We start from the raw sequence: 19829 nt of genomic DNA on the forward strand, positions 1-19829 counted from the left end.
GTTAATAACTGGTAAGTAAAAATATCAAAATGATTTACAAAAGAGTCTTGTTTTTTAATCCAAGTAATAATATTACAAAGCAAGGGCAGGGGTAGTGTTCAGGGTGCTGTTTTGAGTATATATCTATGAGCTAATTGCTTCTATACTACCAGATAGGTTTCTGTATCTTGATTTTTACATGCAATTTATTTTATCCCCTTAAATTTAGGGCTTTACCCCCTTCTTTTCTAATTCTATTATTGCATTTTTGATCAGCAGCCGGTTAAACCTATATAGCAATCTGCTTTTTTATTTTTCGGGCAATAGACTAATAGTTAGATAATAAAAAAATATGTCATGATAAAGCGTGGACTCACTTTTTCAATACTGAATGTTTTATTTTTAATAAGCCTGCCCATATTGCTGGCGTTGAAAAGCCCGGACCCAAAATTGAAAGTTAAGTGGGAACAGCTTTTTAACGGAAAGGATTTAACGGATTGGATTGTTAAAATCAGGAAACATCAATTAAATGAAAATTTTGGTAACACCTTCAGGGTTGTTGATCATAAGATCCAGGTAAATTATGATCAATATGAAAAATTTGATGACCAGTTTGGGCATTTGTTTTACAAAAAGCCTTTTTCTTATTATCTTATAGGTGTGGAGTATCGTTTCATAGGTAACCAGGTAAAAGGTGGCCCCGGATGGGCGTTCCGCAACAGCGGAATTATGATACATGGGCAGGATCCTAAAACTATGAAGGTTGACCAGGATTTTCCAATATCCATTGAGGTTCAGTTATTGGGCGGCAATGGTAAAGATAAACGGCCGACCGCAAACGTGTGCACCCCCGGTACACAGTATGTTTTAAATAACTCAGTTGTTAAAAGTCATTGTCTGGATTCAAAATCGGAAACCTTTCATGGCGATCAGTGGGTTAGGGTAGAAGCTCTTGTTTTAGGCGATTCGCTGGTGATACATTATGTAAATGGAGAAGAAGTGTTACGTTATCAGCGTCCGCAATTAGATCCCGTTGGCAGTACAGAGGAGGGTGCATTGTTAAAAAGTGGTACAATTTCTCTGCAAAGCGAAAGTCATCCTGTTGAGTTTAGGAAAGTTGAAATTGTTGATCTTGAAAAATATGCGCATGATCGTCAGAAATTGGCCGACGTAGTTAAGCAGTTAATTGCTGAGAAACGGATTCCTAAACAATAAATAAAATAAAAAGACTAATTTGACTGCCTTTTACCTGTATAATTAAAAATAACAATGTTAAAGTTTTCCTTAACCCTATTCTTCTGCTTATCTTTCTTTTTGACGTTCAAATATTTTGCAAATACCCGCAGTAACCAATCGGGACCCACTAAACCAAATACTTTGGCTTCAATACTAGGACAAAGTCATTCTAAGAGCGATTCGCTCCATTGGCCAGCTGGCTTTACAATCACCAGGTTTGCCGGACCTGAGCTTACACCAAGTCCGGCTTGTTTAGCTGTGGCTGCCACAGGCGAGGTGTTTGTTGGCGTTGATATGATTGGTTCGCTGGGTAAAGACCCCGGGAAAGGGCGGATAATTAAACTTATCGATAGCGATAATGATGGTAAGTTAGATAAACATACAGATTTTGCTGATGTTGATGATCCGCGCGGTATACTCATCATGGGCGATCAGGTTTTTGTGCTTCATACAGTTTTTTCAAAAGAAACTCTTAAGGCAACCGGTATGATCCTTGAAGTTTTTGAAGATAAAGATCATGATGGCATAGCCGACGGGCCGCCAAAACCACTCGTCGAGCACCTGAGTAATGCTCACATGCTGGTTGAACGCGGAACAGACCATGCTACTAATGGCATCCGTATGGGGATTGATGGATGGATCTACATAGCTGTTGGCGATTTCGGCTTTCATGATGCTACCGACCGCAATGGTAAAAAACTGACTATGCTTGGTGGCGGCATTATAAGGGTAAGGCCTAATGGCAAAGAAATGGAGGTTTATACACACGGCACACGCAATATTTATGATGTTGCCATAGATCCGTACATGAATGTATTTACCCGCGATAATACCAATGATGGCGGCGGCTGGAACATCCGTTTTTCGCATCATATTCAATCGGGCGAATATGGTTACCCCTTATTATTTCAGCATTTTACAGATGAGATTCTGCCCGCCCTGGTTGATTTGGGCGGCGGCTCAGGCACAGGTTCGCTGTTTATGGATGAACCTACCTGGCCCGAAAAATATAACCATGTACCTATGACGGCCGACTGGGGACGGAGCGAACTTTATATTAATAGGGTAAAACCAGATGGTGCCAGTTTTAAACAAACTGAGGAACCGTTTATTGAACTACCCCAGATCACGGATCTGGATGTTGATGGTTCGGGGCGGCTCTATCTTTCAGCCTGGGATGGCGCGGGATATTCGGGCAGTGCATCAAAGGGCTATGTTATCAGGGCCATACCTAATGGATGGAACTATAAAGCATTTCCTGATGTTAAAGCGCTGGCCGTAGCTGATTTGGCCAATATGTTAAAATCAGAAAGCGCAGTGGCGAGATTAAATGCTTCACAGGAACTTATTACCAGGCCGGCCGACGAAAGCAGCAAGGCAGTTTTTGCCATAGCATCAGATGCAAGTGTTGCTTTATATGCACGGGTGGCTGCTCTTTTTACTTACGGACAAATTGCCCGGGAGAGCGGAATAGCTAACCTTGTACAACTTACGGAGGATAATGCTCTGAGGGAATTTGCATTACGAGCCTTAACAGACAGGAAAGAAGGAATAGCACAAGTGCCAATAGCTCCGTTTTTGAACGGGCTGAAAGATCCGTCTCCGCGCGTGAAGGCTGCGGCAATTATAGGTTTGGGTCGTCTTGGCCGTTTAGAAGCAGCTTCTGAATTACTTAAAACGCAAGTTCCTGTAAGTTTTGCAGCGCCTGCTAAAAATACCGAAGGACCGCACGCCACGCCAAATTCGGCCATAATACTGCCCCACCTGGCTGTGAGGGCACTTGTAAGCATGAATGCGGTTGATGCATGCGTTGGTGCAATTGGAACTACCAATTCGACATTAGCATTATGGGCATTGCGGTATATGTACGATACTAAAGCGGTAGACGGTTTGATTGCCGCTTATCCCAAAATCAAAGATGTAAAAACAAAGAAACAAATATTGGTAACCCTGGCACGCCTTTATAAGCAGGAAGCTCCCTATGATGCATCCTGGTGGTGGGGAACCCGGCCCGATTCACATGGCCCAATTTATAAGGGTATAACCTGGGGTGGCTCGGCTCGTATCGAGAAGTTCCTGACGCTTGAACGAAGCAAAGCAGGCGCTGCCGGCAAGCAATTTTATGCTGACCTGAATGAGCGCCACCAAATGGGGATCACGGCTTTTGGCGGTGAGGAAAAAAGTGTTCCAACAAAAGAGGTTAAAGTAGATTTGTCAAAGATCCTGAACAAAAAAGGGCAGATCGGTAATTCATCTATTGAAGATGTGATGTTGATGTTAGCCAAAGTTAAAGGAGATCCAAAGAAAGGAAAGGCACTCTTTACGCAGCAAGGTTGTGTAGCCTGCCATAGCCTTACCCGTGGCGAAAAATTAAAAGGCCCGTTTATGGGACAGATAGGGTCTATTATGAACCGCCAGCAAATTGCCGAATCCATCCTAAAACCCAGCGCTTCTATTTCGCAGGGATTTGCCACGGTGATGATCACAGCTAAAGGAAATAAAAATTATATGGGATTTATTACAGATGAGTCTGCCCAAAAAATAGTGATGAGAAACATTACCGGAGATGTATTTACCATTAAATCCAGCGATGTGATTACAAGGAAGGAACTGAAAACATCTATGATGCCTGTAGGGCTTGCCAATGCATTATCATATGATGAATTTGCCTCACTGGTTACTTTTCTATCTCAGCAAAAAAATTAAAGATGAGGAAGAAGTCTGAAGCTGCTTGAAAACCAGCGGTCATAAAGTATCTTCGTGTTTAATTAGTTGGCAACTTGCTTCTTATTTAGCAGGTTGCCGGCTCAAATTTAAATTACACTATGCAACACAAAGCTATATCGCTTAGGCCATTCATCGGCGCTAAAGATTTTGAAATATCGCGAAGTTTTTATCGCGACCTGGGATTTGAAGAGGTTGTACTGGATGCCAATATGTCGGTGTTCAAAACAGGTCAGCTGGCATTTTATCTTCAGAACGCTTACGTTAAAGATTGGGTTGATAACACCATGTTGTTTCTGGAAGTTGATGATGTTGCCCGCTACTGGAACGAGTTGCTGGCTCTTGATCTGCCTGCAAAATATGCCGGAGTAAGATTAACCCCCATCCGTGTAGAGCAATGGGGTAGGGAATGTTTTTTACATGACCCCTCCGGAATCCTCTGGCATTTTGGTGAATTTTTTAACAAGCCTTAATTCTTTTCTGTGGCCTAAAGCCGGAAATTATGGTCCCACCACATCCCAATTTCGGGCAAAGCTTTCAGTGATTTTTGATACTCTGGATCGATGTATTCGTACGAGAATAAAGTACCTGCTTGTAGCAAATGATGTAAAAAATCAATGAAATCTCCGGTGAGTACTGACTGTATCATAAATCATGATCAGCCTCTTCTTTTTTTGCCTTACTCAGATTCTTAAGCGATATATAGTTTTGGATTGACTGTACTAACAGAAGGGGTTAACAGGGTTAACACAATTTAGGGTTGTTTTGCATATCTAATTAATAATTATGTAATTGCGTGTTTTGTCCGGAAACATGTTAACCCCCTTTTGAATAAATATTATCGATTAGATTTCAATTCTTTGGTAAGGACGGTCTGTTTAATTTTTATACAGCCTCAATCTATTTATCCAAAAGAATCCAACTATTCCCTGCCTTTCTATCTAATATTAATTATCATGTCACTGCATAGTAATAATTTGTACAAATATTTAAAACAAATGTTTTAATCAAACGATTGATTAATTTTGTGCCATTATTTAAGACAAAAAAATTATCAAATGGCCGAGTCAGGATTTAAAAAGTGGATCATTACCATCACGGTAATCATTGCTTCATTGTTAGAATTAATAGATACCACCATCGTTAACGTTTCCATTCCTCAAATTCAGGGTAACCTTGGGGCCACCATAACTGATGCTGCGTGGGTAGTTACGGGTTACAGCGTAGCAAACGTTATCATTTTGCCCATGTCGGGCTGGTTGAGTAGTTTTTTCGGTCGTAAAAACTATTTTTTAACGTCCATCATTGTATTTACCATTGCCTCGTTTTTATGCGGCAATGCGAGCAGTCTTACGGAGCTTGTTGCTTTCCGGATTTTACAGGGCTTAGCAGGTGGCGGTTTGCTTTCAACATCACAGGCTATCCTGATTGAAACATGGCCGGCAGAACAGTTAGGCACTGCAACAGCTTTATTTGGATTGGGCGCAGTAGTAGGGCCAACCATAGGCCCTACAATTGGTGGTTACATAACAGACCATGCGGCATGGCGTTGGATCTTTTACGTGAATATCCCTGTAGGCATCCTTGCATCGATATTTACGGTAATGTACGTAAAAGTGACATCCCGCGATGGCAAGGACAAACCTATTGACTGGTGGGGGATTGCTTTGTTAGCGATTACGGTAGGAAGTTTACAAACCATATTAGAGAAGGGAGAGGATGAAGACTGGTTTGCCACTACTTATATTATTGTACTCAGCTGTACAGCGGTTATCGGCCTGCTGCTTTTCTTGTGGCGCGAGTTAAGCACCGATCATCCTATTGTTAATTTTAAGATCATGCGGCACCGCAGCTTTTCGGCCGGGATGGTTACTTCCTTTATACTTGGTGTTGGCTTGTATGGGTCGCAGTTCGTTTTTCCGGTTTTTTGTCAAAACCTGCTGGGGTTTTCGGCACAGCAAACCGGCGAGATCCTGCTGCCGGGTGGTTTGTTCACCATTATGATGATGCCTTTTGTTGGTATTATGCTTAATAAAGGTTTACCTGCACAGTTTATGGCTGTGGGGGGCATGATATTGTTCTTCATTTTCTCCTGGTTTATGAGCGGCTCGACGCTGGTATCAGGTACCGGCGATTTCTTTTGGCCTTTGGCTATCAGGGGGATCGGTTTGTCACTCCTTTTTGTTCCGCTTACTACTATTGCCATCGGTGGCTTAAAGGGGGCTGAGATAGGGCAGGGAACCGGCTTAAATAATATGATGCGTCAGCTTGGCGGTTCGTTTGGTATTGCCGGGCTAAATACGCTGATCCATATCCGCGTGGCAACGCACCGCAATAACTTGTTGAGTAATATCAATACGTATAATAACTATTTTACCGATAGGTATAACTCACTTTTGCACGGGTTTATGGCTAAAGGGAAATCGTTTTTTGATGCTTCAAAAATGGCCTATGCCGCTATTGACGGTACTGTAAACAAGCAAAGCACACTGCTAAGTTATAACGACGCTTACATTGTGGTTGGTTGGGTGATGCTGGCAGCCATTCCGCTGATATTTTTAGCGCCGATTGTAAAAGGGCAAAAGGCTGTGGCTGATACACATTAATCAGCTCCGGATGATATATGTTTTTGAATCACTAAATTTGAAACATATATCATCCATGACTACAATAGCCGAAACAACAACCGAAGAAAAAATACTGAATGCTGCAAGGAGCATCTTCACTAAAAAGGGCTTCCTGGCAACTACTGTACGGGACATAGCTACCGAAGCCAATACCAACGTGGCATCGGTTAACTATTATTTCCGCAGTAAGGAAAATCTTTTTGAGTTTATCATGGACGAAACCATAAAAAAGCTTTTTGATAAAATTGAACCGGTTTTAAACGACGAGTCTTCCACAGCTATTGAAAAGATAGAGATTTGCGTAGGGTATTATATCGACCAGCTTTTAGAAAATCCTGATTTTCCATTTTTTATGGTAAACGAAGTGCTTGCAGGGCACACCACCTTGCCCATGGTCGAAAAAATTAAGACATTAACCGATTCTGTTTTTGCCAGGCAGCTTTATGCATTGCAGGCCGATGGCGTCATGAAATTTCATCCCATTAACCTAATGTGGAATATTGCCGGTATGATTGTTTTCCCTTTTCTTGTGCGACCGAGGCAATTGGAGGCAGGCTATTTTGATGCCGCCGAATTTACAACGATGATAAAGGAAAGAAAGAAGCTAATTCCAATTTGGATAGCACAGGCTTTAAAGGGTGTGTAGGAATATCCCTTGCCTTTTAGGCCTGCTATGAAAACCCCTGCTTTGCCTGAGTGAAGCGATTGATAGGTTATGAAATGTAAAAAGTAATTGAGGCCGAATATCAGATAAAGCGAGCCGGGCAGTACACGGTAAATCAATGTTGTGTTTTTCATGAAGTGTTAATAACCAGGCTTAATTTATTGAAGATTCCGCGGTCAAAGTCATATCCCGAAAATGTATGATTGATCTTCCTGGAAAATAGAAATAAGCGACTTGGAGAGCCGAATAGCTCCAGGGAAAGTATTACCTCGCGATAATATGCAAATGCTCTTCTTTTAAAAAGTCATGCAAATCAACTTCCAAAACCTTTGCTATATCAATGAGTCTGGCAAGGGTCAGTTTAACATTTCCTAATTCAATTTTACTGAACGTGTTTTGTGATACGTTAAGCTTGTAGGCAACGTAAAACTGAGTGTAATTTTTTTCTTGCCTTATTGCACGGATCCTGTTGGCTATAAGTTTTTCGGTGAGCATTTGTTGTTACTGGTTTCAATTATAAACGTAATTGTGAACGCCCCGGATTGGAAATGCATGTAATAAACAGGTGAGTTGTTTATTATGCCGAAAACTTAGCTTTACTCTAAAATAGGGTATTATTAACTTGTTGATAATTAGGTTTTTGTGCGTGTTTTTGATTGATTGTAAATCCGTTAGCTGCCTTGAATCGTAGTTTCTTCCAAACTAATTGAAATAATAATTTATGAAAAAAATGATCATCGCGGCCTTTGCATTAGTAGCTTTTGCAGTAGTCCCTAAAGTCAACGCTCAAACCAAAATGGTAGGCGGCGCGGCTATGTACCCCACCAAAGATATTATTGATAATGCTGTAAATTCAAAAGATCACACTACACTTGTTGCCGCGGTTAAGGCAGCAGGCCTGGTTGAAACCCTGAAGGGCGAGGGCCCGTTCACCGTTTTTGCGCCAACTAATGAAGCATTTAGTAAACTGCCGAAAGAGACCGTTCCAACTTTATTAAAACCAGAGAATAAAGCAATGCTGACCAAGATCCTAACTTATCACGTAGTAGCGGGCCGTTTAAGCTCGGCAGATTTATGGACTAAAGTTAAGGCTGGTATGGGGAAAGCCGAACTAAAAACTGTAGCGGGCGGTACACTTACCGTTATGGCAAAAGGCAAAAAACTATACCTTGTCGACGAAAAAGGTGATAAGTCATGGGTCACCATTGCCGATGTGTTTCAAAAAAATGGTGTTATCCATGTAGTTAATACTGTGCTGATGCCTAACTAATAGAAGCCCAAATATAAAAGAACGAAGCCCTGTTGCTTAAAAAAGCGCCGGGCTTTTTTATTGGGGTACGCCAATACATGAGGCGAATTAAATTGTATTTGGTTGATTTTGTATGGATTACGCCAGATTTAGTTTAAATTAGGTTAAAAGTATCCATATGGAAAACTACTGGCAGGAAAAAAAGGAATGGCTCAATAAATTGACCCTGGAAGATGCAAAGTTCATATTTGAACAGGCCGAAAAATCATATAACTACACCATAGAAACTGCAAAGGGTATTTATGAACGATCAAACGGATTAGTAACCCTGGTTTCAGGTGTTTTAATTGGTCTTGTGGCTTATGCTATCGGAAAATGGAAGGATACACCTCACTTGGATAGTTTGTTATTTACAGCAATTGTAGGGATCTTTTATTTTCTGATAGTAGGTTTAATGTTTGTACTGCAAGGTTTAACCCCAAGCGAATATCTTTTGCCAGGTACAAGCCCCAAAATATACTTTGATAAGGCATTTTTCCATAAGGATATTGTTGATAATGAAAGGATCCTGAGGTTTTACAAGGTTGAGATCATCAATTACCAGGAACGGATTGAGCAAAACACAAAGAAAAACGATTACAGATGGAATATTTACGTACTTTGTTTACGGGCAATATTTTTTTCGCCTATAGTTATGGGGATAGCTTTTGCTATTGCAACCATAGCTTCCTGACTACTCCGCTCCCAGATAATCCGCCTGATCAGACGATGACAGGTCGTTATCATCCCATAAACCGGGGGTATCTATATCCCCTTCCAAATAAGGCTCGCTGTCTTCGGCACAAGGCATGGCCTCATCAAGGTTAATGTCTGACCTGCCCACACGGCCCTTGCCTGATGTTTTGATATCCCAGATATCAGGGATATTTCCACTGTCTTCTTCAGGGGTTGGGGTTTCGTTAGGATCTGGAAATTGGCTCATAATCAAATAATTATTGCTAAATAAAGTTAAATTATTGCCGAGATAAAAGCAAATGGAAAATGTGATTAATTGATGCAGTGAGAAACGAGTATATTGTTTTAAAGATTTTATTTCTTTGGATTATTTATTGTCTCTAATTCGATGGGCAATAAGGAATGACAATTAAATATTTTTTAATAAAAGCTAAAGGCCTATGGAGTTTTATATCCATAAGCCTTTGGCCATCGAACCTTACAATAAAATTTGTATGTTTCAGTATTTGAAAGGATAGGTTCCCGGTCCGGGAGATGTAGTATAAAGTTTAAAAAAGCTTCCCGAATTTGGACTTGTAGCTCCGCCAAAGGTACGTGTATCCGCTAAATTTACAGTAGAAAGAGAACCATTTCCATTTACACCATCAGCAATTATGGCAAGGTCTCCGTCAACGGTAAGCACCAATTGAGTATTTTGAGGATTTTGAGATCCACACTTGAAATAATATGTCTGTGATTCAAAAACAGGAGGCCCATTAACTTGATACAAAACGAGATTTAAATCATTTTGTAGATCTAATCTAGTTTGTTTATCACTTGTGTTGCTGGCCCATAGTACTTTTCCTGTTGAATGGACATAAACTACAAGGTTACCGTCGCCTTGGTTGTTAAAGGCATAAATTCCTGCTTGCCATGTACCTTTAGGAACAACAACTGATGGAAATGAAGACGAAGAAGGGAACGTGCCAATTACTGTATAGTAACTTGGCGAAAAATGAGTAGTGCTCCCTACTTGTGATAAGGCGCATGAAATACTGTTAACTGAAACGCGCTTAGTTACTTCAGTTTTGTTAGTATTAGATAAACTGTCCGCCCCACTTTCATTGGTGCCTGAAGAGGTTATTCCGAAAGGATTTTGTGTTTTTTTCGCGTCGTTAGCGATTGGATGATTAGAAGGGTTTTTAGAGCATCCACAAATCAAAAGAATGAATGCAATACATAGGTTTTTTTTCATTTGGAATAGGTTTTTTTCCAAAGGTATTATTATATATCGAGTTGAAAAAAAATATTATATTATTATTGAATTATTAAATTGTAATAAACGATAACTGCTGAAATGTTAAATAGGGGTATCGATAAATTCTGTTGTTTTAGGATTTTCCGGCCCCTCAATATTTATCTCACGCGTTCTTTAACGCCGACAAATCGCATTGCAGATCTTTATCCCAATTTCCCGTTTTAGCCGCGGCATCATAGGTGGATTGCAAAAATTGAAGCAAAGTCCTTTCCGGGTCGGCGGATCGGGAAACAACTTCGTAAGTCAATAAAAACTCACCCATTTCCCCGCTGTAAAATGCTTCGGGAGGCGATACCTGCTGTTGGGCAAAATCTTCAGGAGTTGGGTAGCAATATGCGTAAAAAACGGGATGGGGGAAAGCATCCGATCCCGGCCAAAAGCCGCATGAGCTCACTTCCTGTGAATAAGCTTCCTGCATTACTATTGCGGGCATATTGGGAACACTGCCCTGGTGTTTTGGTGCAGGCCTGCCCGAAAAGCGGGTGACCGCCAGGTCAAATCCTCCCCAAAAGAAATGTACCGGGCTATTTTTACCTTGAAACCCGGCCCTGAATTCGGTGAAAACATTGTGGATCCTTACCAGCGCCTGCCAGTAATCATGCATAATGGAAGCATTATAGTTACACGGCGTATGATTTTCGGCAAAAGGAATAGCCGGCTCCACTTCATTCGGCACTGCATATATTTCTGCGTTTGCATTAACTGAAGCAATACTATCCATCAGGGAACTATAAAATGCGGACACACTTCCGGTCCCCAGCCCAAACGATCGTTTTTCTCCGGTACTGGTGGATATATTCAGGGTATGACTGATAAAATCAAGATCTATCTGGAAAACGCCGCCCTCAAATGGCATGCTCCCTGTAGTTAAGCCGGTTGAACTTACATAAAGGGTTACCTGCCATGAATGATTGATCCAGGGCATTTGTTTTAATCTTACCTTACCAATGATTTGGGTCCACATATGAACACTTGCAAGGGTATCTTTAAGATCATGGTAATCGAGCCTGGGCCAGCGTGTTGTTGTCGGGTTGCTCATAGGTATAGCTTGTTGAGTTAATTCACTTAATCCTAAATTACAAATGTTTTCTGGGATCTTAGCTTTAATTTTCAGTCAAATGAGAATTAAAGCTTTCGATTTCGCTCCAGTGTCACATTTTTATATCATTTGTTCCTGTTAACGGTTAGCTAATATGAGTGGGCTAAGTTGGCTGCCGAAAGTATTACACAATAAAAAGATCGACGAAATTACTTATGGTACTAAGCACTAACAGGAACATTGGGCTGTTAATTAAAACCGGTTTAATAATTATGGTTGCGGGCTGCATCGGCGGTTCTGTACTGGGTCAATCGGCCCATGTAAATCCCTGGGCTCCCAAACTGCTGGGCACACTGCCGCCGCCGGCCAGTCTCAGTCAGGGTATCTGGCTTAAAGGCGAGTTGCATATGCACTCCAGGCATAGCAAGGAGTCGTCAAATAATTCAATCAGCAAGATCATCACTTTTTGCAGGTTGGTAGGGATCGATTTCCTGGCTATTACCGATCACGATAATCATGTAGAAGGCGACGTAGCACACAATACCTGGGCTGATCCGGAGTTTAAATCAGATTCGGTATTGCTGCTTTACGCTGCCGAATGGACAACTACCCGAGGCCATGGTAACGCCTTTTCGGCCAGGCCTTATGATCATCAGCAGTTATTTGATGTGCGCGATCAGCGCGATACTGTGGTGGGGCGCATAAAAAATAAGCTGGGTATTCACCTGTCTGCAAACCATCCCAGCGGTAAAGATCATTTTGGGTATTCGTATGATATGGTTAATTCTATCGAGGTATGGAATTCGGCCATCTGGTCAAAAAATGCCAATGCGATCATGATCTGGGATGATATGCTGTCATCGGGCCGAAAGCTAACCGGCAGGGGAGGGAGCGATGCTCATCACGGCGTGCCTGTAGGGGATGAAAAACCAGGCCCTAATACTTACCAGGCTAAAGCCAATTATGCGGGAACGCCTACTACCTGGGTATTTGCAACTGCACGTACTAAGCAAGCCGTTATTGACGCCTTAACCAACGGACGGGTATCCATAAGTTCAAACCCATATGCTCCTCGTGTTGAGTTTTATGCTGATTTAAATGGCGACGATAAAATGGATATGATGATGGGGGATAATGTAAAGGCAACTGGTAAGCCGGTTAAATTTAAGGTTCAGTTAACCGGAAACAGTATGAAGGATACCACTTACACTATCAATGTGGTAAAAAACGGCAACCCGTTTGGTACTTTTAAAATGGAAGGCAAAATGCCCATGATTGAATTTACCGATACACCGGCAATAGCCGGCCGTACTTATTACCGGGTGACGGTAGAAGGGCCGTCTACACCTTACCCTCAGGTGCCGCAATCAGCAGCACTGAGCGGTAATATGGTAGGATTGTCAAACCCGATCTGTTTTAATTTTGATCCGAATTTCTGACAACCGAATATAATAGGGAAAACCGTACACGAGCTTACTGTGTACGGTTTCTTGTTGTAACTATTAACTAAAAGAACGAAGCTGCAGTTAAAAGTGTTGGTGTTTTATAATAATTGTTAAAACCCCAATTCAATACGGATTTGTTTAGTTTAATAAGGTCAGTATGTCATCAATTATGTGATGTAACAGGATATAAAAAGAGCCGCATTATGCAATGCAAAACGGCTCTTTTTTGATTTTTTATTATTTGTGTTTGATAGTTTCTTCAATAACACGATCACCTGTACCGGCTGGGTACCTGTAATTTAGTATGAAGCTTTTAGTCGCAGGGTCATAAATGCTTTTCTTCCCGGCAACAGGTAATAACGGTTGGGTTGCACTAACATTACCAGAAACGGTTACCTCGTTTGTAGCTTCATTTACAGTCAGGGTCATTGATCCGCCAATATCACCAATTTCTGTGCTTACGGCTGTAGCACCAGCTGTAGTAAGGGTTTTATCCCGATCAATTGCTCGGTCGCCATTCACAGGATGGTGAAAAATACCAGTTGAGTGGTATTCACCATCATACTTGTTTTTGATAGCGAAGAAGGTGTATAGCGTGTCCTTGCTTTCAGCATGGACGGTTAAACCGGCAGCGTCACTGATTATATATGCAAGCGCATATTTTTTTGTCAGATCAAATTTACTTCCATTTAATTTGATGGTAAAATAGTTCTGGAAGTCGCCAGGAGCAAATTTAGCATTTAGGTTTCCCGAAGTTCCGGCAGTAACTTTGGTGCTGCTTATTGTATACAGACTTGTTGGCAGTAATTCATACTCCGTATCGTTATTTTCGTTGTATTTATCAATTGCGTCTGGAATTGCTTTTAAGACCACAGTTTGATCTTTTTGCAAATCAGCAGCGCTTTTTGCGTCGCGTTTGATAGAAAATACATCAACAGTTTTAATGTTTGTGAATGGATCAAAGAAATGCTGTTGTTCAAGACCGTCTGGAAAGCCGACAAACGACTTGCCATTGTCCATAGCCTGCCCGCCAACCTTATCAGCAATGGTTTCTTTCCGACAGCCTGAAAAAGCAATCGCAGATCCGATACAGGCAACAAGCAAATATTTATTGAATATGTTCTTTTTCATGTTGTGTCAATTTTTAAAATGATTATTTACCACCATCCCACCAAACTCGCGTATCCTGAGTATCGCCGCCCATGCGTGTAACTGCCGCGCTAACGTTTGCGCCGTTGGTATTGTACTCTGAAGTAGCATATACAAACCTCCTTACAATTTGCTTTGATGCGTTTGTAGCATCAGGAGCAGGCGTAAGTACTGGGTATCCACTTTTCCTCCAGATATCCCAGGCCATATGGCCGTCAGGGTAACTTGCCACCCAACGCTGAGTTGAAATTAGCTGAATGTTAGGTGTGCCTAAGCCTTGTGCGAAAGTTTTACCCGCAGCAGATGTTAGCCCCCACTGTACGAACGATTCACCTATACCATTTTGGAAATCGATGGCTACTGTTTCAGATGTTGTTGGAGTGATCCAGCCCAGGTTTACAGCTTCGGCCCTTGCCAGCCACACCTCTGCAGCTGTGATCAGGGTTACTGATCCGTTTTCAAGCCTGAAGTCGCCGCGTAAAACACGTGCCCATTTTGGGTTAGCGTCGGTAAAAGAGGTCACCGCTAAACGCGCTAAGCCGTATGGAACGCCAATATTTGATGTCGTAACGTTACCCGCCTGCTCACTCTCGCCGCCAAAAGCTGCCTGACGCGGATCGCTGGTGCTCGCGGTATAATCGGTAAGGGTTTTTGATTCGGCAAAATCCTTACGCCCGTTATACAGGTTCCACCATGCGCTTTTGTAATTACCTCCAGGATATTGAAGTTTGAAGTTTTGATCGGTAGTAGTTATTACTCCTCCATTAGCTGGGGTAATAGCTTCGTTGGTTGCCGCAGATGCGATGGAAGAAGAAGCGGTTACCTTTGACATTTGAATTGCAACAAGCAATTTAAGGGAGTTTGCCATTCTTTTCCATGATGCCACATCACCACCATAAATGATGTCACCGCTTATTGGCGATGAATCAAACGAATTTATAGCCGTAGTCAGCGTGGTAAGTATGCCCTTATAAATGGTTTCCTGGGAATCATATTTAGGCAATATGTTGGCCGCCCCTTTGAGTGCGTCGCTGTAAGGAACATCGCCCCACGAATCCGTTACTATCCAGAAAATATATTGCTGCAGTATTTTAGCCACATTAACCATGTTTTTACTTGGGTTTTGGTTAATGATAAGCTGCAGGTTATTAAGATTACCTGCATAATTGCCTGTAAACCCGTTTTGGGGCAGGTTGTACAATGAAGTACCTGAATACTGCGTTTCGGTAAAATATTGAGCGTACTGGCCTCCGCTTATCGCTTCGGTGCCGGTTGAAGCATAACCGCCTAAGCCTGCTTCAACGTTTGATAACAAGGCCGAAGGTATCGGCGTTACTGTTGCTGCAGGATTGTTGTTTACGTCGCCAAAATCCTTTAGCTTATTGCAACCCGCGCCTAAAAAGGTAAACGCGCCCGCTAATGTATATAGATATATCTTTTTCATTTTTTCTTAGTCTAATAATCCTTGTTCGCTTAGAATGTTACTTTTAGGTTGAAACCAAAACCCCTCGTGCCTGGGTATTGGGCAGTTTCACCTTCTGTCGCGGTGATCTCTGACGGATCGAAATCCTTAGATTTAGCGTATATCAACAATAAGTTACGGCCGGTTAAATCAATCCTTGCCGATTGGAATACATTTCCTAAACCCCATCTTTTAATCGGCAGGTTGTAACCTACAGCAACCTCACGAAGTTTGATGAAAGTCAAGTCGTAGATGTAGGGATCGTAAGTTTTATTGTTTGTTAAACCCTGATAGTATGATTTTGCGTCGACGTAATAGGTCACGGCTTTATTGTCGGCATCAACACCGGTAACTTTAACACCGCCACCATCAGCAACAGGGTCACGTACCGACATGCCTTTATCGTTAAGTGCCGCCGTATTAGCCGTTAAACCGCTATATTGACCCCAACGGTTTGATAATGAAGCGAATTTGCCACCAAACTGATAGTCGATATTTGCGCTCAACACAAACTCTTTAAATAAAGTGAATGTATTTTGTATACCACCGGTATATTTAGGCAACGCACTGCCGAAATATACGTTAGGATCATTGATGTAAGCGCCGGATGAAGTAAGAATTGGGACCCCGGCAGCATTGCGTTTGATACCGTTACCGTAAATTTGGCCCCACCATTTGCCTTTTTGATTGATCAGGTAAGGCATGTCTGTACCCCATACACCTGCAACCTGCACACGGTCAACACCGTATTTATTGCTGATCTCTACTACTGTATTATCCAATAACTGTGCAAAGTTGGCATTGATTGTCCAGCTAAAGTTTGGTAACCGGATAGGGGTGCCGCTTGCAGTTATCTCCAAACCTCTCCGTTTGATCAAACCTACGTTGGTCAGGATAGATGATACACCACTGGCAGCGTTAACCGCTAAGCCCAATGGAAGGTCTTTGTCATCTGCAGCCCAGTAAGTAGCGCCAAAAGTTAAACGGTCGTTAAAGAAACCTAAGTCTAAACCAATCTCTTTTGAAGTAGTGGTTGTGCCATGTAAGGCAGGGTCAACAAATTGGGTTGGGCCACCTTGCAATAAGGCGCCATTCCATTTATTTGGAGCTATACCGTATAGTGTATTGTTCCTGTATGCGCCAAATGTTTCGGTTGAGTTACCTAAGGCTAATGGTACCTGGCCCCATGATCCCCTTACTTTACCATAGTTTAACCAGTCTTTAAATTCAGGTAATACCTCGCTGAATACGAATGACCCACCAAATGATTTTGACAACACTGAGTTAGCGTTGTTTATAGTAGAGATGGTTGAAAACCAGTCGTTACGTAAAGTCGCATCAGCATATACAATCCTTTTGTAATTGGCAGAAGCTTTTGCAAATACCGCTCGGTATTGCTCCTGGATCCTGGTATTGCTGGCACTGATCGGATCGACAGAGTTTGCTAATGTATACAAATCCGGAACGCTTAAACCATTGTTGGTGTTTGCACCGTTGTCTTTGTAACTCCAGTTGTAAAAATCGCTACCGGCATTAACATTCAGGTGGAAATCTTTGATCTGCTTATCATAGTTAAGCAAGGTTTCGTAGTTTTCGCGGTTTGAGTATGATGTTGAAGTGCCATAACCTGCTTTTTGACCTGTTTGAGTGCCGCTTGCCTGTATTTCAGATGAAATTTTGCCTTCGTTCCAGGTGTTGGTTTGATTGCGGCGGTATGTAACCTTGAAGCTTAAATCATTATTGATCTTGTACTGTAAGTATATGTTTCCGTACAAACGGTCGCGAGTGTTAAGGTTTTGCCATTGTTTTTGCCATAAATAAGGGTTGTACCAATAGTTACCCGCATAAAACGAGCCCGGGTTTGATGGATCGTATGAGTTAGGGTTTTGGTGGTTCCAGCTTACATAGGTACCGTCAGGTGATTTTAGATCCTGTAACTCTTTCATGATACCCATGTCCAAATCACGGTGGAACCATGAGTTGAACGAGCCACTTGACGCACTTGCGTAAGCATCACTGATCTGGCCATGAAGTTGTGTACCCGAAAAGTTAATACTTGCACCTGCTGTGAGGTGTTTGTTAAGATCGTAGTTGGCGTTTAAGGTGAAGTTGTTTTTGTTTAGCCAGGTTTCAGGCACTATACCTGTAGTGTGCTGGTTATTGTATGACATCCTGATGTTGTAATCATCAGCTGCTTTAGTAAATGCCACACTGTTATTTAAAGAAACACCGGTGCGGAAGAAATCCTTTGCGTTATCTGGCTGTGGGGTCCATTTGGCAGTTTTGAAAGAGTATTTGGTACCAGCAGCCCATGCATACCATGGAATATATTCCTGGCCAACCATTTTAGGGCCCCAACTACTGTCGTCGGTATAATCCGGGTAATATTTGCCATCTAAAGCTTTCCATCCTTCAGGATCGCCGTCTTTCCAATGGTATTGAATGAAATCTGCAGAAGCACCGCCACCATAACTGTTTTGGTAGTTAGGCAGAATATAAGCCTTGTCGAAATTGGCACCAAGGTTTAATTCAACACCAACGCCCTTGGTTTTTTTACCCTTTTTAGTTGAGATAACGATAGCGCCATAAGCTCCCTGTGAACCGAACTGAGCAGATGCTGCAGGACCATTCAAAATACTAATGTTGTCGATGTCGTCATTGCTCAAATCGTCGGCGTTTGGCATTATTGTACCGTCAACAACATATAAAGGGTTGTTACCGCTACCAAAGCCTGTAGCACCACGAAGCCTGATGTTGGTATTGCGGCCCAAAGCTGCAGCCGACTGGCTACGTACCTGAACACCTGCAACCTTACCTGCCAATGCGTTGTTAACGTTAGGCTGGCGGATAGTGTTCAATGCATCTGACTTTACTACCTGTGCTGCATATGAAGCCGATCGTGATGACTGTTTGGTACCATAAGCACCAGTAATTACCACTTCTGATAGTTTATTAGCGCTGCTTGTTAGTTTAACATCTAATGGTGTCGAAGTGATTTCAACTGTTTGAGATGTAAAGCCAATAAAGCTAAAGCCTAAAGATTTTGCAGAGGCAGGAACAGATAAAGAAAATTTACCATCTGCATTTGTTTGCGTACCGAGCGTGGTACCTACAACTCTTACGGACACGCCTGGCAGCGGTAGTCCATCGTCTTTTGAAGTTACCCGGCCGGTAACCGTTTTGTTTTGTGCATGTACCACACTAAAAAATAGCATGAACAAACACCAGCTTGCGAGTAGGAGTTTTTTCATTGTTAAAAAATCAGTTTTAGTTAATATCCAAAACTACAATTTTTGTAATAAAATGAAAAAAAAGTTAAATTTTTTTTAAAGTTTTTTATATATATTAAAATATTTATAAAAAAATTGATAAAACGTTAATGCAAAATAAGTGAAATGTGGTTTTTTTTGAATTCTTCATATGAAATTCATATAAAATTTATATGAATTTTAATTTTCAGGGCGGTTGGTACGATGTTTATGGAAAATGACATGAAATATTACTTTATAAAGCCAGTATTAATGAGATATGTAAGTAATAATTGAAAAAGCGTGTTCTTTTTTAAATTAAAAAACTAAATATACGTTTGAGAAAAACGTTTTAGTTTACTTTTTTAAAAATAATAATATTTTTTGTAAAAAGAAAGTGACAAATGACTGAATATTAAAAAATTAATGGGTGAAAGCTTTTGCTTGTAATACCCGAATTGCTTTTATAAATATTTAATTAATTGATTGTTAGGTTTTTAATTATTTGTATTCTGTATATATTATTATTTTTTGTCAGATTCTGTTTTTAAATAAAATGTTTTAAAAGGAATTTAATTGTCAAACTGTAATAGCAAGGTATTTTGATTGCAGCCATTTTTTGTGGTTTAATAAAAATGGGGGGCGGCACTTAGCACTTCAATGCAGCTTAATTACTTCATTAATTGCCAGATAGCAAATATCCGCCGCCATGAAGTTGTCATCTGCCGATTATGCAACCTTAAAGGATTGTTTGTAATAGTTGCAGGCAGGAGCAAAGAAGCTTAAATTGCATTGTGAGCAAAAAGCGTTTGCGACATCTGTATCTTTTTCAGTATTTGATTGAATAGTTGGGTTAGACTTTGGTTGTAATACTTTTGTCCTGTTAAAATTTGAGGGATAGACGAGCCTGGCTGTTGATGATGTCGCTAATGAACCTGTTTGAGCTCCATATTCACTAACAAGTAATTGAGGGGA

The 19829-nt window shown here is 41.3% G+C and carries 16 protein-coding genes; 8 read left to right on the top strand and 8 right to left on the bottom strand.

Annotated features, from left to right (window positions below):
- Positions 1-336 precede the first annotated feature (336 nt).
- From J3L18_RS05215 to J3L18_RS05225, 3 genes are all read left to right on the top strand, one after another.
- The gene (locus tag J3L18_RS05215) at positions 337-1194 is read left to right on the top strand and encodes a 3-keto-disaccharide hydrolase (protein ID WP_112658564.1); all 858 of its coding nucleotides are present in this window, start codon (positions 337-339) and stop codon (positions 1192-1194) included.
- A 162-nt stretch (positions 1195-1356) separates the two neighbouring features.
- Positions 1357-3921 carry a DUF7133 domain-containing protein gene (locus tag J3L18_RS05220; protein WP_208102498.1) on the top strand — a complete coding sequence of 855 codons (2565 nt, stop codon included), beginning with the start codon at positions 1357-1359 and terminating at the stop codon, positions 3919-3921.
- 119 nt (positions 3922-4040) lie between these two features.
- Entirely contained in the window at positions 4041-4412 is a 372-nt protein-coding gene (locus tag J3L18_RS05225; protein WP_091162444.1) for a VOC family protein, read from the top strand.
- 14 nt (positions 4413-4426) lie between these two features.
- On the opposite strand, the gene J3L18_RS05230 is transcribed toward J3L18_RS05225, so the two are convergent.
- Complete coding sequence (locus tag J3L18_RS05230; RefSeq protein WP_189549430.1) at positions 4427-4588, bottom strand: hypothetical protein; 162 nt, start codon at positions 4586-4588, stop codon at positions 4427-4429.
- Positions 4589-4997: 409 nt separating this feature from the next.
- On the opposite strand from J3L18_RS05230, the gene J3L18_RS05235 reads away from it, so the two are divergent.
- On the top strand, positions 4998-6545 hold the full coding sequence (locus tag J3L18_RS05235; RefSeq protein WP_112658562.1) for a DHA2 family efflux MFS transporter permease subunit: 1548 nt from the start codon (positions 4998-5000) through the stop codon (positions 6543-6545).
- A gap of 55 nt (positions 6546-6600) precedes the next feature.
- Positions 6601-7212 carry a TetR/AcrR family transcriptional regulator gene (locus J3L18_RS05240; RefSeq protein ID WP_167516089.1) on the top strand — a complete coding sequence of 204 codons (612 nt, stop codon included), beginning with the start codon at positions 6601-6603 and terminating at the stop codon, positions 7210-7212.
- A gap of 282 nt (positions 7213-7494) precedes the next feature.
- On the opposite strand, the gene J3L18_RS05245 is transcribed toward J3L18_RS05240, so the two are convergent.
- On the bottom strand, positions 7495-7725 hold the full coding sequence (locus J3L18_RS05245; RefSeq protein WP_112658560.1) for a helix-turn-helix domain-containing protein: 231 nt from the start codon (positions 7723-7725) through the stop codon (positions 7495-7497).
- 226 nt (positions 7726-7951) lie between these two features.
- On the opposite strand from J3L18_RS05245, the gene J3L18_RS05250 reads away from it, so the two are divergent.
- Positions 7952-8500, top strand: coding sequence for a fasciclin domain-containing protein (locus tag J3L18_RS05250; RefSeq protein ID WP_112658559.1), 549 nt, complete (start codon positions 7952-7954; stop codon positions 8498-8500).
- Between the two features lie 157 nt (positions 8501-8657).
- A complete protein-coding gene (locus J3L18_RS05255; RefSeq protein ID WP_129571289.1) occupies positions 8658-9212 on the top strand; it encodes a hypothetical protein in 555 nt (184 codons plus the stop codon).
- Here J3L18_RS05255 and J3L18_RS05260 read toward each other — a convergent pair whose 3' ends face one another.
- The 3 genes from J3L18_RS05260 to J3L18_RS05270 all read right to left on the bottom strand — a co-directional run bounded on the left by J3L18_RS05260 (position 9213) and on the right by J3L18_RS05270 (position 11550).
- On the bottom strand, positions 9213-9461 hold the full coding sequence (locus J3L18_RS05260) for a hypothetical protein (RefSeq protein WP_129571288.1): 249 nt from the start codon (positions 9459-9461) through the stop codon (positions 9213-9215).
- 252 nt (positions 9462-9713) lie between these two features.
- On the bottom strand, positions 9714-10448 hold the full coding sequence (locus J3L18_RS05265; RefSeq protein WP_129571287.1) for a hypothetical protein: 735 nt from the start codon (positions 10446-10448) through the stop codon (positions 9714-9716).
- A 166-nt stretch (positions 10449-10614) separates the two neighbouring features.
- Positions 10615-11550 (bottom strand): DUF5996 family protein, encoded by a 936-nt coding sequence (locus J3L18_RS05270; protein ID WP_129571286.1) that lies wholly within the window; start codon positions 11548-11550, stop codon positions 10615-10617.
- 215 nt (positions 11551-11765) lie between these two features.
- Here J3L18_RS05270 and J3L18_RS05275 point away from each other — a divergent pair, with 215 nt between their 5' ends.
- Entirely contained in the window at positions 11766-12989 is a 1224-nt protein-coding gene (locus tag J3L18_RS05275) for a CehA/McbA family metallohydrolase (protein ID WP_189549428.1), read from the top strand.
- 243 nt (positions 12990-13232) lie between these two features.
- Here the strand turns inward: J3L18_RS05275 and J3L18_RS05280 are convergent, their stop codons facing one another.
- Genes J3L18_RS05280 through J3L18_RS05290 form a run of 3 tightly spaced genes read right to left on the bottom strand, consistent with a single transcriptional unit; the run spans position 13233 to position 18857 of the window.
- Positions 13233-14126, bottom strand: coding sequence for a BT_3987 domain-containing protein (locus J3L18_RS05280; protein WP_129571285.1), 894 nt, complete (start codon positions 14124-14126; stop codon positions 13233-13235).
- A gap of 22 nt (positions 14127-14148) precedes the next feature.
- Positions 14149-15588 (bottom strand): SusD/RagB family nutrient-binding outer membrane lipoprotein, encoded by a 1440-nt coding sequence (locus J3L18_RS05285; protein WP_112658547.1) that lies wholly within the window; start codon positions 15586-15588, stop codon positions 14149-14151.
- 29 nt (positions 15589-15617) lie between these two features.
- Entirely contained in the window at positions 15618-18857 is a 3240-nt protein-coding gene (locus J3L18_RS05290; RefSeq protein WP_091162465.1) for a SusC/RagA family TonB-linked outer membrane protein, read from the bottom strand.
- Between the last annotated feature and the right edge of the window lie 972 nt (positions 18858-19829).

It is taken from the genome of Mucilaginibacter gossypii, from assembly GCF_017569325.2.
Taxonomy (GTDB): Bacteria; Bacteroidota; Bacteroidia; order Sphingobacteriales; family Sphingobacteriaceae; genus Mucilaginibacter; species Mucilaginibacter gossypii.

Bases quoted from the DNA above. Each gene is read 5' to 3' on its own strand.
- J3L18_RS05215 (WP_112658564.1), top strand. From the start codon at position 337: ATGATAAAGCGTGGACTCACTTTTTCAATACTGAATGTTTTATTTTTA.
- J3L18_RS05225 (WP_091162444.1), top strand. From the start codon at position 4,041: ATGCAACACAAAGCTATATCGCTTAGGCCATTCATCGGCGCTAAAGAT.
- J3L18_RS05230 (WP_189549430.1), bottom strand. From the start codon at position 4,588: ATGATACAGTCAGTACTCACCGGAGATTTCATTGATTTTTTACATCAT.
- J3L18_RS05235 (WP_112658562.1), top strand. From the start codon at position 4,998: ATGGCCGAGTCAGGATTTAAAAAGTGGATCATTACCATCACGGTAATC.
- J3L18_RS05240 (WP_167516089.1), top strand. From the start codon at position 6,601: ATGACTACAATAGCCGAAACAACAACCGAAGAAAAAATACTGAATGCT.
- J3L18_RS05245 (WP_112658560.1), bottom strand. From the start codon at position 7,725: ATGCTCACCGAAAAACTTATAGCCAACAGGATCCGTGCAATAAGGCAA.
- J3L18_RS05250 (WP_112658559.1), top strand. From the start codon at position 7,952: ATGAAAAAAATGATCATCGCGGCCTTTGCATTAGTAGCTTTTGCAGTA.
- J3L18_RS05255 (WP_129571289.1), top strand. From the start codon at position 8,658: ATGGAAAACTACTGGCAGGAAAAAAAGGAATGGCTCAATAAATTGACC.
- J3L18_RS05260 (WP_129571288.1), bottom strand. From the start codon at position 9,461: ATGAGCCAATTTCCAGATCCTAACGAAACCCCAACCCCTGAAGAAGAC.
- J3L18_RS05265 (WP_129571287.1), bottom strand. From the start codon at position 10,448: ATGAAAAAAAACCTATGTATTGCATTCATTCTTTTGATTTGTGGATGC.
- J3L18_RS05270 (WP_129571286.1), bottom strand. From the start codon at position 11,550: ATGAGCAACCCGACAACAACACGCTGGCCCAGGCTCGATTACCATGAT.
- J3L18_RS05275 (WP_189549428.1), top strand. From the start codon at position 11,766: ATGGTACTAAGCACTAACAGGAACATTGGGCTGTTAATTAAAACCGGT.
- J3L18_RS05280 (WP_129571285.1), bottom strand. From the start codon at position 14,126: ATGAAAAAGAACATATTCAATAAATATTTGCTTGTTGCCTGTATCGGA.
- J3L18_RS05285 (WP_112658547.1), bottom strand. From the start codon at position 15,588: ATGAAAAAGATATATCTATATACATTAGCGGGCGCGTTTACCTTTTTA.
- J3L18_RS05290 (WP_091162465.1), bottom strand. From the start codon at position 18,857: ATGAAAAAACTCCTACTCGCAAGCTGGTGTTTGTTCATGCTATTTTTT.